At 36.0% G+C, this 15,897-nt stretch carries 18 protein-coding genes; 17 read left to right on the top strand and 1 reads right to left on the bottom strand.

Annotation, left to right across the window (positions count from 1 at the left end; all coding sequences use genetic code 11):
• Nucleotides 1–27: 27 nt before the first annotated feature.
• Nucleotides 28–879 carry a rod shape-determining protein MreC gene (gene mreC, locus F5ESL0261_RS04515; RefSeq protein WP_045927986.1) on the top strand — a complete coding sequence of 284 codons (852 nt, stop codon included), beginning with the start codon at nucleotides 28–30 and terminating at the stop codon, nucleotides 877–879.
• Nucleotides 879–1,412 carry a rod shape-determining protein MreD gene (mreD, locus tag F5ESL0261_RS04520; RefSeq protein WP_122052322.1) on the top strand — a complete coding sequence of 178 codons (534 nt, stop codon included), beginning with the start codon at nucleotides 879–881 and terminating at the stop codon, nucleotides 1,410–1,412. The genes mreC and mreD overlap by 1 nt, the downstream gene beginning before the upstream one ends.
• A 28-nt stretch (nucleotides 1,413–1,440) precedes the next feature.
• On the opposite strand, the gene F5ESL0261_RS04525 is transcribed toward mreD, so the two are convergent.
• Nucleotides 1,441–1,581, bottom strand: a complete 141-nt coding sequence (locus F5ESL0261_RS04525; RefSeq protein ID WP_109586210.1) for a DUF4044 domain-containing protein — start codon at nucleotides 1,579–1,581, stop codon at nucleotides 1,441–1,443.
• A 100-nt stretch (nucleotides 1,582–1,681) separates the two neighbouring features.
• On the opposite strand from F5ESL0261_RS04525, the gene F5ESL0261_RS04530 reads away from it, so the two are divergent.
• The 15 genes from F5ESL0261_RS04530 to F5ESL0261_RS04600 all read left to right on the top strand — a co-directional run bounded on the left by F5ESL0261_RS04530 (nucleotide 1,682) and on the right by F5ESL0261_RS04600 (nucleotide 15,727).
• The gene (locus tag F5ESL0261_RS04530) at nucleotides 1,682–2,008 is read left to right on the top strand and encodes a DUF3397 domain-containing protein (RefSeq protein WP_045927988.1); all 327 of its coding nucleotides are present in this window, start codon (nucleotides 1,682–1,684) and stop codon (nucleotides 2,006–2,008) included.
• Nucleotides 2,009–2,174: 166 nt separating this feature from the next.
• Nucleotides 2,175–2,606 (top strand): division/cell wall cluster transcriptional repressor MraZ, encoded by a 432-nt coding sequence (gene mraZ / locus F5ESL0261_RS04535; protein WP_045927989.1) that lies wholly within the window; start codon nucleotides 2,175–2,177, stop codon nucleotides 2,604–2,606.
• A gap of 2 nt (nucleotides 2,607–2,608) precedes the next feature.
• Nucleotides 2,609–3,556 carry a 16S rRNA (cytosine(1402)-N(4))-methyltransferase RsmH gene (gene rsmH / locus F5ESL0261_RS04540; protein WP_122052323.1) on the top strand — a complete coding sequence of 316 codons (948 nt, stop codon included), beginning with the start codon at nucleotides 2,609–2,611 and terminating at the stop codon, nucleotides 3,554–3,556.
• Between the two features lie 13 nt (nucleotides 3,557–3,569).
• Nucleotides 3,570–3,932 (top strand): cell division protein FtsL, encoded by a 363-nt coding sequence (gene ftsL, locus F5ESL0261_RS04545; RefSeq protein WP_122052324.1) that lies wholly within the window; start codon nucleotides 3,570–3,572, stop codon nucleotides 3,930–3,932.
• Complete coding sequence (locus tag F5ESL0261_RS04550) at nucleotides 3,932–6,097, top strand: penicillin-binding protein (RefSeq protein WP_122052325.1); 2,166 nt, start codon at nucleotides 3,932–3,934, stop codon at nucleotides 6,095–6,097. Before ftsL ends, F5ESL0261_RS04550 begins: the two co-directional genes overlap by 1 nt.
• A 7-nt stretch (nucleotides 6,098–6,104) precedes the next feature.
• Nucleotides 6,105–7,067 (top strand): phospho-N-acetylmuramoyl-pentapeptide-transferase, encoded by a 963-nt coding sequence (gene mraY, locus F5ESL0261_RS04555; protein ID WP_370448893.1) that lies wholly within the window; start codon nucleotides 6,105–6,107, stop codon nucleotides 7,065–7,067.
• 10 nt (nucleotides 7,068–7,077) lie between these two features.
• Nucleotides 7,078–8,457, top strand: a complete 1,380-nt coding sequence (gene murD / locus F5ESL0261_RS04560) for a UDP-N-acetylmuramoyl-L-alanine--D-glutamate ligase (RefSeq protein WP_122052326.1) — start codon at nucleotides 7,078–7,080, stop codon at nucleotides 8,455–8,457.
• 1 nt (nucleotide 8,458) lies between these two features.
• Nucleotides 8,459–9,565: an undecaprenyldiphospho-muramoylpentapeptide beta-N-acetylglucosaminyltransferase gene (murG, locus tag F5ESL0261_RS04565; RefSeq protein ID WP_122052327.1), complete on the top strand. Its 1,107-nt coding sequence runs from the start codon at nucleotides 8,459–8,461 to the stop codon at nucleotides 9,563–9,565.
• Between the two features lie 16 nt (nucleotides 9,566–9,581).
• The gene (locus F5ESL0261_RS04570) at nucleotides 9,582–10,436 is read left to right on the top strand and encodes a cell division protein FtsQ/DivIB (RefSeq protein ID WP_122052328.1); all 855 of its coding nucleotides are present in this window, start codon (nucleotides 9,582–9,584) and stop codon (nucleotides 10,434–10,436) included.
• 61 nt (nucleotides 10,437–10,497) lie between these two features.
• Nucleotides 10,498–11,856 (top strand): cell division protein FtsA, encoded by a 1,359-nt coding sequence (gene ftsA / locus F5ESL0261_RS04575; protein ID WP_122052329.1) that lies wholly within the window; start codon nucleotides 10,498–10,500, stop codon nucleotides 11,854–11,856.
• 14 nt (nucleotides 11,857–11,870) lie between these two features.
• Nucleotides 11,871–13,205, top strand: coding sequence for a cell division protein FtsZ (gene ftsZ / locus F5ESL0261_RS04580; protein WP_122052330.1), 1,335 nt, complete (start codon nucleotides 11,871–11,873; stop codon nucleotides 13,203–13,205).
• Nucleotides 13,206–13,220: 15 nt separating this feature from the next.
• On the top strand, nucleotides 13,221–13,661 hold the full coding sequence (locus F5ESL0261_RS04585; RefSeq protein ID WP_045927999.1) for a cell division protein SepF: 441 nt from the start codon (nucleotides 13,221–13,223) through the stop codon (nucleotides 13,659–13,661).
• Nucleotides 13,661–13,966 (top strand): YggT family protein, encoded by a 306-nt coding sequence (locus F5ESL0261_RS04590; protein ID WP_109586219.1) that lies wholly within the window; start codon nucleotides 13,661–13,663, stop codon nucleotides 13,964–13,966. The genes F5ESL0261_RS04585 and F5ESL0261_RS04590 overlap by 1 nt, the downstream gene beginning before the upstream one ends.
• 178 nt (nucleotides 13,967–14,144) lie before the next feature.
• Nucleotides 14,145–14,960 carry an RNA-binding protein gene (locus tag F5ESL0261_RS04595; protein ID WP_233560901.1) on the top strand — a complete coding sequence of 272 codons (816 nt, stop codon included), beginning with the start codon at nucleotides 14,145–14,147 and terminating at the stop codon, nucleotides 14,958–14,960.
• Nucleotides 14,927–15,727, top strand: a complete 801-nt coding sequence (locus F5ESL0261_RS04600) for a DivIVA domain-containing protein (protein ID WP_045928001.1) — start codon at nucleotides 14,927–14,929, stop codon at nucleotides 15,725–15,727. Before F5ESL0261_RS04595 ends, F5ESL0261_RS04600 begins: the two co-directional genes overlap by 34 nt.
• Nucleotides 15,728–15,897: the final 170 nt, after the last annotated feature.

A 15,897-nucleotide genomic window follows, 5' to 3' on the forward strand; every position in this document is an offset into this window, starting at 1 on the left:
CGATTTTTCTTTAGGGACTGTTTCCAAATGAAGAAATTTTTACAGAATAAAAAACTGTTGTCAGCATGTCTTGCAGTTATTGTAGTATTTATAGTTTTAGGTGGTAGTGTTAGCTTGCGTAATAAGCGCAACACTCCATTAATTATTCAAAGCTTTGGTAATGATATAGTCGCTGTAGGGTCAAGGATTATTGATTTTCCTCTTAGTTTTGTGTCTGGCAGTTTAAATAATGTGCATGATTTGCTGAATACTCAAGATGAAAATAACTATCTTAAGAGCCAAATAACCGATTTGGAACAAACAAAGGCTCGTAACTCAAGTCTTGAAGCTGAAAATAAACAACTTAAGTCCGCTTTAAAGTTAAAAGAAACTTTAACTGACTATAATATGGTTCAAGCCTCGGTAATTTCGCGTTCACCAGACAGCTGGACAGACCTTTTGGTTATTAACAAGGGAACTACTTCTGGCTTACGTAAAAACATGGCCGTGATGTCGGGCGGTGGAGTTATTGGTCGTATAATAGAAGTAAATGCTGCTTCTGCCAAGGTGGAATTAATTACCACTAGTGACAAGTCGGCAAACCGTTTTGCAGTTCAAGCTCAAGCCACAAATGGAAAAAAGGTTCATGGCATAATTACAGTGATAGGTAACAAAACTTTAGCCTTTACTCAGGCAATGGATAGTAAAAAACTTAAGCGTGGTACGAAAATTTACACTAGTGGAATGGGTGGTAATTCTCCTAAAGGATTATTAGTAGGAACTATTTCTGCTACAACACATGACTCATTTGGCTTATCTGATTTAATCAAAATAAATCCAGCTGGCGAATTAAACGATCCTTCAGTTGTCACTGTTATCAAAAGGAAAGTGAACGACTAATGAAGACAATGCGAAAATTTACTCTTGTCTTAGCATTATATGTTGCTTTAGCTATTAGTGGCAGCTTGTCCTTTCACCTGCATCAGTTTTTCTCATTTGGCAAAGCTTCTAACTTATTAGTACCTGTTAGTATGATGCTAATCGCGCTATTTGATGACACTAATAATAAAGAAATTTGGTTGGCTTTAGGTGCAGGTATAGTCAGTGACATTTATTTTTTTGGCATTATAGGTATTTACGCAATTATCTTGCCAATAGTTTCATGGCTATTGCAAAAATCTGCACGATTTTTGCCTGAGGTATTTTGGGCCAGAGTTCTGGCAGTTTTAATTGCCTCTGTTCTAACTCAAGGCTTCACGTGGCTGATTTTGAATATGACAGGTTTGTCAAGTATTGGTATTTTTAAGCTGGTGCAAAGTATTTTGCCAACTCTGTGCTGGGTATTTATATTTATTTGTGCCACCTATAAATTATGGTGGAATCTGGCTCTTAACTATCCTTTTATGGTTAATTTGGAAAATTACCGGCAATAAAAAACGTGAGATACAAGTCTCACGTTTTTTATTCGAAAAAGCCAAAGCTTGATAATGCACCAACAGCCTGCATTACAACTGCCGCTAGAGTAATTAATGCCATTAGCCAAGCCATAGCAATTGTTAATTTTTGAAATTTAGATCTCTTTTTCTTATGTCTTCGCGTCATTGATTGACCTCCTACTTGAACAATATTTTATGCTACTTAATAGTTTTTTTCAATCGCGGAGTAAGATAAAATAGATATTAAATGATAGAGGATGTAGCCAATGTTTTTAATTATATTGATACCAGTTATAGGTCTTGCTTTAGCTTATATTGTCAATAAAATGTTTCCTAAAGCTCAATTTAGGGGATATGATTTATTGCCTTTCTTTTTTATATATGCATGTCACTTAATTACCATGCACCAAAAAAGACCTGAGTTTTTGCCTTATGGTTTCTTCGTTTTTTTCTTCTTAGTTATAGTTATAGCAATATCTGATGCTGTTAAAAATAAAAATCTCTCTTTAAGTCAAACTCTGCGTAAAATCTGGGATTACTTAACTGTAAATACTATTTTTTGGTATCTGGGTCTATTATTTTTGATGATATAGTCAAACTTTTTAATAAAAAAATTTTAAAAAAACTAGTCGCAAACCTGAATTGGTTTGCGATTTTTTCTTTTTGTGTCATTAAAAAATAAATATTTAACTTTTTTGACTAAAAAGTGGTAGGAAGTGGTGAATTGTGGTAAATTATTTAGTGGAAGGGGGCTAAGCCATGTTCATGGGTGAATATCATCACAATCTTGACAGCAAAGGGCGTTTAATTATACCTGCCCGTTTGCGTAGCCAAATAGGTGACAAAATGATATTTACTCGCGGAATGGAAGGCTGCATTTTTGGCTATACTACTGAGGCGTGGCAAAAAATTGAAGCTAAATTAGCGCAACTTCCATTGACTAAGAGAAATGCGCGTAGCTTTACGCGTTTGTTCTACTCTGGTGCGATGGAATGCGAATTTGACAAACAAGGTCGTGTGAATCTGACCACAACGCTGAAGAAACATGCTTCCCTTGTCAAAGAATGTGTCATTGTAGGAGTTTCTGATCGAATTGAAATTTGGTCTAAGGAACGTTGGGAAAGCTTTAGTGATGAAGCCAATGAAAACTATGATGATATCGCAGAAAATTTGGATGAAATTGAACTATAATTATGGAATTCAAACACACCAGTGTACTCTTACACCAAACAATAGATAATTTAAAACTAAAAAATGGTGGTCTTTATGTAGACGCAACTTTTGGCGGTGGCGGTCATGCAAAATATTTATTGAGCAAACTTGCTAGTGGTACCTTAATTGGTTTTGATCAAGACGAATATGCAATAAATTCGGCTAAGTTAAACTTTGCTGATTTACTTGTTCAAAATGCCGATCCTAAATTACAATTGGTACATGATAATTTTAGCCATTTAAAAGAGAATCTGGTTGAGCTGGGTTATCAAAATGGTATAGATGGGATTTACTATGATTTGGGAGTTTCCTCGCCACAATTTGATCAGGCACAAAGGGGTTTTTCTTATCGCCTCGATGCTAGATTGGATATGAGAATGGATCAAGAGCAAAGTCTTGATGCTTATCAATTGGTTAATAACTCAAGCCAAAAAGAATTGGCGAATATTTTGTATAAATTTGGTGGAGAAAAATATTCTTGCCAGATCGCCCATAAAATTGTCCTTAAGAGACAAAAAAAGCCAATTGAGACAACATTTGAACTGGTTGATATAATTAAGGAAGCAATTCCTGCGTTTGCAAGAAGGACTGGTGGGCACCCAGCAAAAAAGACCTTTCAGGCTTTGCGTGTTGCTGTGAATCACGAGCTTGATGTTTTAACTGAATCACTTGAAGAGGCGGTTCACTTGTTAAAACCAGGTGGCCGAATTAGTGTGATTACCTTTCAGTCTGATGAAGACAAAATTGTAAAAAATATTTTTAAAAAATACTCTGAAGTTGATGTACCTAGGGGCATGCCAGTTATTCCTGACAACTTGAAGCCAATGCTTCGTTTAGTTAACCGCAAACCCATTGTTGCCTCACCCGAAGAGCTAAAGAATAATAATCGCTCACACAGTGCAAAGTTGCGAGTCGCAGAAAAATTGTAAAGAGGAAAAAACAATGGCTGATAATTTAGCAAGAAAAGTAGAGTTTAATCCTAATGAGCAAAGAGATCCAAAGAAGAGACAACGTCAAGTTCTCAATCATCACAACGTTGCTTGGACCGGCTTTGAAAAGTCCTTGCTCGTATTGGGAACGATGATAACCATTGGCTTAATGACAATGCTAGTTTCTTCCAGTATTTCTGCTACTTCAGCTCAACATGAACTTACCAATGTGCAACGGTCTGTTGCAAAAGGGCAAAGTCAGGTTGGAGATTTGCATCAAGAATTAGGTGAGTTAACCTCAAGCTCTCGTATGAGTAAAATTGCACGTAGCAAGGGGTTAGCTTTGAATGAGAAAAATATTAGGACTATACGCTGATGAAAAAGCATAATAGTAAGATAAGTAACTCTAATTCCAAAGCTCACGGATACCGTTTTACAGTCGGGAGATTTCTCGAGGTAGCTGTTGCTTTGGTTTTTCTCGTATTTATAGGAAGATTTTTATATATTGGCATTTCAAAGACTGTTAATGGACAAAATTTAACTGCTAAAACTGAGCAATTATATATGCGTAATCAGGTATTAAAGGCTAATCGCGGTACGATATATGACCGTAATGGCTTGGCAGTTGCTCAAGATTCTCATTTATATACTATTTATGCTATTTTAGATAAATCTTCTATCAATTATAAAAATAAGCCTGAATATGTTGTTGATAAAAATAAGACTGCTAACAAATTAGCCCAAGTCTTACCTCTTAAAACTGACGAAATTTTAAAATATCTTAATCCTGCACGCCCTGTTTTTCAGGTACAATTTGGTACTGCAGGTTCCAATTTATCAAAACAGCAAAAAGATAAAATTGAAAAGATGAATTTGCCTGGTATTAAATTCTTTGAAACCCAGTCTCGGCTTTATCCTAATGGTAATTTTGCTTCACATGTAATAGGAATGGCTACCCCGGTATATGATAAAAAAACCAAGCAGCAGAATCTTGAAGGTACCATGGGACTTGAAGCATGGTATGATGACGTGCTTACTGGAAAAAACGGTTATCAGGTTTCCGCAGTAGATGCTTCTAATTTTCAGACGCCAAATAGCGCGCATAACTATAAGGCACCAGTCGACGGTAATAATATTTATCTAACCATTGATTCACAATTGCAGGAATACCTTGAAAATAGGCTCTCCTATGTCCAAAATACGTTTAATCCGGTTTCCATGACAGCTGTCGTTGAAGATATTAAAACGGGTAAAGTTTTAGCTGCTTCTCAAAGACCAACTTTTAATCCGCAAACGAAAAAGGGTCTGAAAAACTCATATCGCAACATTTTAGTACAAGATACTTATGAACCGGGCTCTGTTTTTAAAGTTCTAACGCTGTCATCATCTGTAAATAGTGGAAATTACCATCCTAATCAATATTATAATTCAGGATCTGTTTCTGTTAATGGATCTGTAATTCACGATTGGCAGCCTCACGGCTGGGGAAGTATACCATTTTCACAAGCTTTTCCTCGCTCGAGCAATACTGGCTTTGTTCATATTGAGCAGCAAATGGGTGCCAAGACTTGGAAAAAATATTTGAAAAAATTTCATATTGGCGAAAAAACTGGAGTAACCTTGCCCGGTGAACAACCGGGAACCATAGCATTCAATTCTCCGATTGATCAAGCTGTAACCAGTTTTGGTCAAGGCGTTGATGTCAATGTTATGCAAATGATGCAGGCATTTAGCAGTCTGGCAAATGATGGGCAAATGGTAAAACCGCAATTTGTTGAAAAAATTACGGATGCTGATAATCATACTATCACCGGTTATCAAATTAAAAATGTAGGTCAACCAGTTTACACTAAAGAAACTGCATCTACCGTACTTGAAAATATGCGTCGAGTTTTAAATAAACGCATTGGAACAGGTTCCGCATACCAAATGAAAGGTCAGAGTATTGCCGTTAAAACGGGTACTGCTCAGATTGCTAACCTTAAAGGCGGAGGTTATCTCAAAGGTAACAATAATTACATCTTTTCCGTGGTTGGAGTCACGCCTGCTAAACATCCACGATACTGCATTTATATTACTGTCAAGCAGCCACGTAAAATGAGTAAACCAGCTGAAGTAATACTTTCATCAATTTTTAAACCCATGATGAATAGAGTAATTCTCATGTCTAAAAATGGGTTAAGCAGTCCAACTGCTGTAAAAGCGCCTAATCTAAAAGGCTTAAACTACAAAGAGGCCGAAAAGGTTGCACAGCGTGTTGGTTTAAGACTTGCTAAGATTGGTACGGGTGATAAAATAACTGAACAGTCTTACTCTGCAGGTCAAAAACAACAGTCAGGAAAATTAATGCTTGTTCGTACTGCTGGAAGTATAGAATGTCCAGACATGAAGGGCTGGTCTATTGATGAGTTGCATCAATTTGCTGATTTAACTGGGGTTAAGCTAAGCATAAAAGGTACAGGAGTAGTTTTTAAGCAAAGCTTGGCTATAGGACAACCTGTTAAATCAGGCACAAAAATAAAAATACAATTAAAGGAGTAGCATTTTTATGCTGATTATTAGCATTATTGCATTAGTAAGTTCACTAGCGTTGACTGGGATCATTCTGCCTTGGATGATTATTTTCATGAGGACACATCACGAAGGACAAGAAATTCGTGATGAAGGTCCTAAATGGCATGAAAAGAAATCAGGAACACCCACAATGGGTGGGGTAGTTTTTGTTTTGGCAGCTACAGTATCTACCATTTGGGTTAGTATTTGGCAACAGGAAACGTCTAAACTAATTTGGATTTTACTAATCAGTTTGCTTGGCTACGGAATAATCGGCTTTTTAGATGATGGTATTAAACTGTTTTACAAGCGCAATTTAGGTTTGCACGCCTGGCAAAAATTTTCCTTACAAATATTGGTTGCTATTGTGATTGTCTTTATTGCAGCTACAGATAATTTTCAATTTAAACTTTTTATACCATTTTTTGGTATTGTGAACAGTGCGATTTTATTTACCATTTTTGTAATTTTTTGGCTGGTTGGCTTTTCCAATGCTGTCAATCTCTCAGATGGATTAGATGGTCTGGCAACGGGACTTTCGATTATTGCTTATGCTACTTATTCTTATATTGCACTTAAACAAAAGAACTTTGCTATTTTAATTTTTTGTATGAGTGTTATAGGTGGTTTGATTTCATTTTTTATTTTTAATCATAAACCTGCTAAAATTTTTATGGGTGATGCCGGATCCTTGGCATTAGGAGGCGGATTGGCTGCTGTCAGCATCTTTTTAAACAGGCCATGGTCTCTTTTATTAATTGGAATCGTGTTTGTTTGTGAAACTGCAAGTGTAATTCTACAAGTAATCTCTTTTCAAACTACAGGTAAAAGGATTTTTAAAATGACACCAATTCACCATCATTTCGAAATGCTGGGATATTCTGAATGGAAAGTAGATATTATTTTCTGGATAGTTGGATTGATTGGTAGTTTTTTGTATTTAATAATATGGGGATAAAATTAGGCAAATGAAGCAGATTAAGACTTATCAGAACAAAAACGTTTTGGTTTTAGGTCTGGGCAAAAGCGGTTTTGCAGTTAGTAAATTGCTGCTTAAACTTGGTGCAAAGCTGACTTTAAATGATCAGGCTGATTTGAGTAAAAATAAAAATGCACAGGAATTGAAAAAACAGGGTGTCCGCGTGATTGACGGCAGGCATCCAATTGAATTATTAAGTCAAGAAAGTTTTGATTATTTAGTAAAGAATCCTGGCATCCCTTATGAAAATCCAATGGTACAAGAGGCTCAAAAACTAAACTTGCCTATTATAACCGAGCCAGAAATTGCATTGAGTGTTAGTGATGCTCCTTATATTTGCGTTACAGGTTCGAATGGGAAAACCACCACAGTAATGCTGACCCAGAAAATTCTTGATCATCATTTGTCTAAAAATGGACATCATGCATACGCAGTAGGGAACATTGGCGTACCTATATCTGAAGTGGTTGAAAAAGCGTCCAAGGATGATATTCTAGTCTGCGAAACTTCCAGTTTTCAGTTACTTGGTGTTACAGATATTGATCCTAATGTGGCAGCGATCATTGACATATACCATAATGTTCACTTGGATTATCATAAAACTTTTGAAAATTATGTTAATGCCAAACTGAATGTTACTCGTACGCAGAGTTCAGATCATTATTTTTTGGCCAATTTCGATCAAAAAGATATTTTGAAACAAGAAAGGAAAGTTACAAGAGCAAAATTTGTAACTTTTTCTGAAAATAGTCAAGATGCCGATTATTTTATTGCCGATGGGTATTTACAAAATCAGCACGAGAAAATAATGAAGACATCTGACATGAAATTACCTGGAATTCATAACCAGCAGAACGCCTTAGTTGCTAGTGCAATTGCACAAATAATGGGTGCAGATACCAATGATATTAAAGCCGTTTTAACAACTTTTGCTGGTGCAAAGCACCGCTTGCAATACGTGATGACATTAGAAGGTCGCAAAATATACAACGATTCTAAATCTACAAATATTGAAGCAGCTTCTGTTGCAATTCCTTCTTTTGAAGATCCAGAAGTCTGGATCGCTGGCGGCTTAGATCGAGGATTTACTTTTGATTCTTTAGTACCCTTTTTAAAAAAACACGTTAAAGCGGCCGTTTTATATGGTGAAAGTCGTTATTTATTAGCGGATGCTGCTAGAAAAGCGGGTATTAAACAAATTGTAATTAAAAACACTTTACAGGAAGCAGTTCCTAGCGCATATGAATTAACAAAACCTGGTGACGTATTGTTGTTTTCACCGGCTTGTGCGTCATGGGATCAATTTAGAACATTTGAAGAACGTGGGGACTATTTTGTTAATTTTGTAAAGGAATTGAAGACGAAATAAAATGAGAATAATATTTACTGGTGGAGGAACCGGTGGTCATATTTATCCTATTATGGCTATCATTGAAAGATTAAAAGAGCGCAACATAGCTACAAATGATGAAATTCTGTTTGTAGGTACTAAAAATGGCCTTGAAGCAAAAATTGTTCCGGCGGCTGGCGTAAATTTCAAAACGATTGAAATGCGCGGGTTTTCACGTAAACATATAATGAGTAATTTTGCTACAATTAGGTTGTTTCTTAAAGCTACAAAAAAGGCTCAAAAAATTATTAATGAGTTTAAGCCTGATATTGTAATGGGAACTGGTGGCTATGTGAGTGGTGCTGTAGTTTATGAAGCAGCTAAAATGAAAATACCAACCTTGATTCATGAATCGAATTCGGTTGTTGGAGTTGCTAATAAGTTTTTAGGTCACTATGTAAATAAGATTTGTTATACGTTTGATGACGCAGCTAAACAGTTTTCTGAGAAGAAAAAATTGGTAAAAACTGGGAATCCTCGTTCTCAGCAGGTATTGAACTTATCATCAGCAAAAGTTGATATGCAAAGTAAATGGAATCTGAATCCAATAATACCTACAGTATTAGTTTTTGGAGGATCTCGTGGAGCTTTAGCCATCAACAGAATTATGCTTAAGTCACTAACTCGTTTGCAAAAAAAGCCATATCAGATAATTTGGGTAACCGGAACATATTATTTTAAAGAAATCCAAGAAAAACTGGCTAATATAGACTATGGTAAAAGTATTAAAATTTTACCATATGTTAAAGATATGCCTGCACTTTTGCCTAAAATGATTTGTGTAGTTTCACGATCTGGAGCAACCAGCATTGCGGAATTTACAGCTTTAGGTGTTCCCGCCATATTAATTCCCAGCCCGAACGTTACTCATAACCATCAAATGAAAAACGCACTTGATCTGGAAAAAGCAGGCGCTGCGACAGTGATTGCTGAAAGCGACCTTAATATCAATAATTTTATTTCCTCAATTGATCATATCGTTTTAGATCGTAAATATTATACAGAAATGAGTAAAGCTTCAAAGAAATTGGGCGTTCCAGATGCTTCTGACGAAGTAATTAAAGTAATGCAAGATATATCTAAGTAAGAAGAAGGTGAGGCAGTTGACTAAGAAGCGAGTAACAAAAATTGATCCAAAAGAAAAATTATCACCTTATTTAGATCACGAATCTAATCAGAAGAAAAAGTTTAAAGCTAAAACAAAAGTCTCTGCCTCGTTATCAAAATTACATAGTGAGCGTAAGTCTGCGCTCTTTAAACGTCTAGGACTTGTTGTTGGCATCTCAGTAGTGTCCATTTTGGGACTAGGTTATTATATTTCTCCTTTAGCAAATGTGAAAAGCATTCAAATAAAAGGTGAAAATGATTTACCAATAAAAGAAGTTGTAAAAACTACTGATATTAAAGCCAGTGATAAAATAATTGACCATCTGTTTAATAAGGACAGCATAGACCATAAACTGTCATCAAGATACTCTGAAATAAAAACCATAAATGTTCATGTTAAAAATTTTAACCATTTGATTCTTAATATTGACGAATACCATACGATTGGTTACATTAAAAATGCCGAAGGATACCGGAAAATACTTACACAAGGCAAATTGGGTTCCCAGATAATTCCGTGGTCAAAGGTGAGTCCGGATAAGCCAGTTTTTGTGGGATATAACCATGAAATATCATTGAAAGAAACTCTTCACTTGTTTAATAGTCTGCCTTCAGATTTTCAAAATCAGATAAAATTGTTAAGCGGCAACACTAGGAGAAAATCACAGGTAATTTTTCTAATGAAAAATGGAAATGTAGTAATTGGTAACGTTTCTACCCTCAAAAGTAAATTAAAGTACTATAATAAAATAAAAACTAAAGTGGGAAAAAATACTTTAATTGATTTGGAAGTAGGTGCGTTTAGCAGGCCGCTTACACCAAGTGAAAAGAAAGCTTATGGTTTAACTTAGGCTGAATTTGAGCTACTTTTATGGTAAAATTTTTGTAAAGAGCACTGACAGGGGGTAAATTTTGGACAATACAAATTTATTAGTGGGCTTAGATATTGGTACCACAAGTGTGAAAGCGGTTGTAGCAGATACAGGTAAAGTTATCGGAGCTGTAGCTGTCCCCAATAGGGGAATGCGCCATGGCAATATAGTTGATATTGATGAGACAGCTGCTGCTATTAGTAGAGCGTTAAAAGAAATAGCTAAAAAGACAAACGCAAAGATTTATCGAGTTGTAACAGGCATACCGGTTGGTATGCTTCAACTTGAAACTGCAAGCGATTTGGTTAATGTAAGCGATAATGGTCAGGAAGTTGGCAACCATGATGTCAGACGTGTAGTACGTGCTGCTATCAGGTCTGCAGTAAAAAACGAACGTGAACCTATTGCTTTTTTGCCAAGCCGCTTTTTAATTGATGGTAAAACGGAAGTCGATGATCCCCGAAAAATGATTGCTCATTCTCTGTCAGTGCAGGGCATCATGCTTACGGCTCCGGCAAGTCCTTTGCATAACATTAAAAAGGCTATAGAGCGAGCAGGTTATTCTAATAACTTTTTTGTTCCAACCCCGCTTGCTATTGCCAGTGTTGCTTTAAATGAAAGTGAGCGACAGTTTGGCTCAATAATCCTTGATTTAGGTGGTGGAGTGACTACTGCCACGGTCATTCACAATAATCAGATTAAATATGCTAATATTGACTTTGAAGGAGGAAGCGATATTAGCAATGACATCTCTGTTGTTCTTAGTACATCAAAAAGGGATGCAGAACAAATAAAACTTGATTATGGCTATGCCGATCCCAATCTAGCTTCTGAAAAAAATAAATTTGCTGTTAATAGCGTAGGTTCAAATGGTCAACAGATGGTTGACGAGGGCTACTTAAGTGAAATTATTAATGCTAGAGTTATGCAGACCATTGACAGAATTGAAAAAGGTTTGGTTAAACATGATGCTTTAAGTTTGCCTGGTGGTGTCATTATCACTGGTGGAAGCAGTCTGTTACAAGGTTTTGATGGCATAATAGCCAATACTTTAAATGTCAAAGCCAGAATCTATCAACCTGACCAAATTGGAATGCGCAATCCAATTTATTCAGCTGCATATGGAGTTGTTAACTATGCATATAAAATGTCTGATATTGACTTTTTAGTAATTAACGCAATATACGGCAAGGATGCACTTGGTCAAGAAGAAGTGACTGTTCAAGAAAAAACAAAAACTTCGAAAAGAACAGCTACTGTTAATGAAAGTAAAAGAAAAGAAGAATATAATAGACGTGAGTTACTGAAACGAGAAAAATCTTCGCAAAGTAAAACGAAAAATAATACGCAAAATAAAGATAAAGGCTTTAAGAACTTCTTCAAAAAGTTCTTTGATTAAAGGTGGTTAATTAGATGGATTTTACGTTCGATTCTGACGACAATAAAAATGCTGTCATCAAAGTTATTGGTGTCGGCGGTGCTGGTGGTAATGCTGTTAATCGAATGATCGATGATGGCGTACAAGGAGTATCTTTTGTAGCTGCTAACACAGATGTACAAGCATTAAATAGTAATAAAGCTGAAAATAAAATTCAGCTGGGGCCAAAGTTGACAAGAGGACTTGGAGCTGGCTCTCATCCCGAGGTAGGTCAAAAAGCTGCTGAAGAAAGTGAGCAGACAATTGAAGATGCGCTAAAAGGTGCAGATATGATTTTCATTACCGCTGGCATGGGTGGCGGTACGGGAACTGGTGCTGCGCCAATTGTAGCCAAAATTGCACGAGAAACTGGTGCATTAACAGTTGGCGTTGTTACTCGTCCTTTTACATTTGAAGGACCCAAAAGGTCTAAAAATGCAGCTGAAGGCATTTCTCAGTTAAAACAGTATGTTGATACGCTTGTTATCATTGCTAATAACCGGTTGCTGGAAATGGTAGATAAAAAGACTCCTATGATGGATGCCTTTAAAGAAGCAGATAATGTTTTAAAACAGGGTGTTCAAGGTATTTCTGATTTAATCACTTCAACCGACTATGTTAACTTGGATTTTGCTGATGTTAAAACTGTTATGGCAAACCAAGGTGCTGCTTTAATGGGAATTGGTCGTGCAAGTGGGGAGAACCGGACTGTTGAAGCAACTAAACTGGCAATTTCTTCACCGTTGCTTGAGGTTTCAATTGATGGCGCTAAGCAGGTTCTCCTGAATATCACCGGTGGACCTGATTTGACTTTATTTGAAGCACAAGATGCTTCTGAAATTGTTTCAAAGGCTGCAGGCGATGATGTTAATATCATTTTTGGTACGTCCATTAATCCTAATTTAGGAGATGAGGTTGTTGTCACTGTTATAGCTACAGGAATAAATTCACAAGCAGAAGAGGAAGCATCTAAACAGCTTCCTGGTCACAGTCACCAGATAAAGTCACAACCTAGTCAAACCAATTCCTCTGGGCAAAATACAAATTCGGTTGAGAGACCTGTTGAGCCCAGACCTTCAACTGATGATGGTTCGCAAACTGTTCAGACTGCTCCAAAACATAAACCTATGGTCGATCCAACAAGTGTATGGGGTTTGGATAACCATGATGAAGGAAATCGTCGCTCAACACCATCTGCCACAAATCAGGAGGAAAGATCGAGCTCGTTTGATGACGACGATCAAAGCAGTATTTCACAAATCGAAACCAACGCTTTTGATGACGATGATACTGATGATATTCCATTTTTCAGGCATCGTGGTGAAAACTAATAGGAGGCAAGAAAAATGGCTTTTAGTAAAATAGGTAAATTTTTCGGTGTTGCAAATGATGACGATGAAATGCTGGATGATGAATATGCAGAAGACCAACAATTAAATAATGAGGACAATTATTCTGCTAGTGCTGTTGATCGTGACAATGTAGTTTCGATAAAATCCGGTATGAATGCGGCTAAGAGCAAAATTGTTCTTTACGAGCCACGTGTTTATTCTGATGCCAAGGATGTTGCACAAAACTTGTTGAATAACAAAGCAGTGATTATTAATTTTAGCAGGATGGAAGATGCTTCTGCTAGGAGAGTTGTTGATTTTATCACGGGGACAGTTTATGCCCTGAATGGTGAAATTCAACGTATCGGCGATAAAATATTTCTGGCAACACCTCCTAAATTCGTTACTAATGGCAAAATTAGTGACTTAGTTGATAAGAAAGATACTTTAAGTTAATGGCAGCAAATATCATATATTACGGTATTAATATTCTTGATTATATAATATGGATCTACAGCATTATTATGGTAATTGATGCAATTTTAAGTTGGATTCCTTTTTTACGTGATTCAAGTCTCGGTCGTATAATTAATCTGATAATTGATCCTTATTTAAACCTTTTCCGTAAGGGACCGATTTTAAGACTCTCTAATGCCACCGGGTTGGATATTTCATTTCTAATTGGCTTACTTTTACTTTATTTTGTGCAAAATTATGTCTTAAGATGGATCGCAAACATTTTATTTAGATTGTTTGTTTAATTTTTATAAAGAGCTGATGAATTTCATGATTTGTCAGCCTTTTATTTTTTTTGAATAATGCAAATAGTTTTCTTTGTTAAATGAATGTCTTTTAAAGTTCATGCTATAATAATTTTAGAAAAGACCAATGTGTCTTTTTACCTTCATTAACAGGGGGCATTGTGTGAACACAAAAAACATAGCAAAACGAAGTGCTTATGCTAAGAATGTTTTATTTAAAGGTGATTTATCTGATCGGAAAATAGTAGATAAGATGACTGGACTCATAAATAACGCTCTTGACAAGCATGAAGAAGTTTTAACAGATTTTCTGAATCCTGGAGAAAGGGATATTCTTAAAAAAATAGCTGGTGCTGAAGTTTGTTTGCAGAGCTTTGGTGGGCATTTAAATGCTGAAAAGAAAAGAGTTTTTATAACTGAAGACTGGGATAATATTGCGCCTCTTGCATATCAGGTTACTGTTTTTAATATTGAGTATCCTCAGAAATTTACTTCTTTGTCACATAGTGCAATATTAGGAAGCCTAGCTAATGCAGGTATAGAAACCTCAACATTTGGAGACATTATTACCGATGGCAATGGCAAGTGGCAATTTTTTGCTAAGAGCGAACTAACAGATTTTTTTCAACATGAAATCACCTATATAGGTAGGACAAAGGTAAGAATAAGACCTAGTCTAAATCAGAAAGTAATAGCAGTTGATGATGAAAGTGAACTGTTAAGTGCAATTGTTTCTTCACTAAGGTTGGATGCAGTTTTAGCTTCAATCACAAATGATAGCAGACAGAAAATAAAAACATATATATCAGATAATTTAGTTAAATTAAATTGGCATAGTGTCAAAGATTTTAATATAATGGTTAATGAAAATGATGTCCTAAGTTTAAGACATTTTGGCAGATGTGAAATTAAAGATATATCAAGGACAAGAAAAGGCAAGTATAAGGTGGCGTATAAGCTATGGCAGACGAAAAAAAGGAATCGCAGAAATTGACTCCGCTTGAAATTCATAATAAAGAATTCAAAAAGAGAGGTTTAAGTGGCTATGATAGGCGCGAAGTAGACAGTTTTCTCGACCAAATAATCAATGATTATGGTGACGCATTGGATCAAACGGTTGACTTGAAGAATGAAATTGTGCATTTGCAAGAACAGGTTTCAGATTTACAAAAACAAGTTAAACAGTACAAACAGAATGAAGATGCTACGAAAGAAGCTGTAGGTAACGCTAAAATTCAGGCAGAAAGAATTATCAATGATGCTACAGTTCAAGCCAATAATACTACTGAACAGGCAAAAATTGATACTGATTATCAACGTCAGCAACTCGAAACTATTAAATCTGACTATGAACGTGTGAAAAAGGAAGCTTCAGGTTATCGCTCTTATATTCAAGATCTTTTACAAAAAGCAATTGAAAATCTTAATGATGAAAATTGGCAAAAAGCACTCGATAAATATTTCGATACTGAACGATTTTATCCCCCAGATGGTGCTGAACCAATAATGTTAACTGATGAAGACGAAGATGTCGATGAAGACGATGATGATGAAGATATCGACGAAGATGAAGAAGTAGAGGTTGACAATGGCATTGATGATGAAGTAAACTTTGAACAAGACACTGAAGAAGATAATAATAGTCCTAAACCAATGACTGGTGACAGTCCTAGTGTTGAAACTGTTAATAACGAAGATACTAGTTCTAATAATGGCTCTGGTACTACTGTTATTTTCCCAGATGACTATAAAAATCATTAATAACAAACTGACAGTAAAACTTGAGAGCAATTCAGCGAATTAGCGGTGGTGTGAGACTAATATAAGAGCTTAATGGTTGATCAGCTGTTAGGATTGGTTTGTTACGTTAGTTGCACGATACGCAATCGTTAAGTGGAGTTTAACAACTCAATTTAGGTGGTACCACGATA

It is taken from the genome of Lactobacillus sp. ESL0261, from assembly GCF_003693025.1.
Taxonomy (GTDB): domain Bacteria; phylum Bacillota; class Bacilli; order Lactobacillales; family Lactobacillaceae; genus Lactobacillus; species Lactobacillus kullabergensis.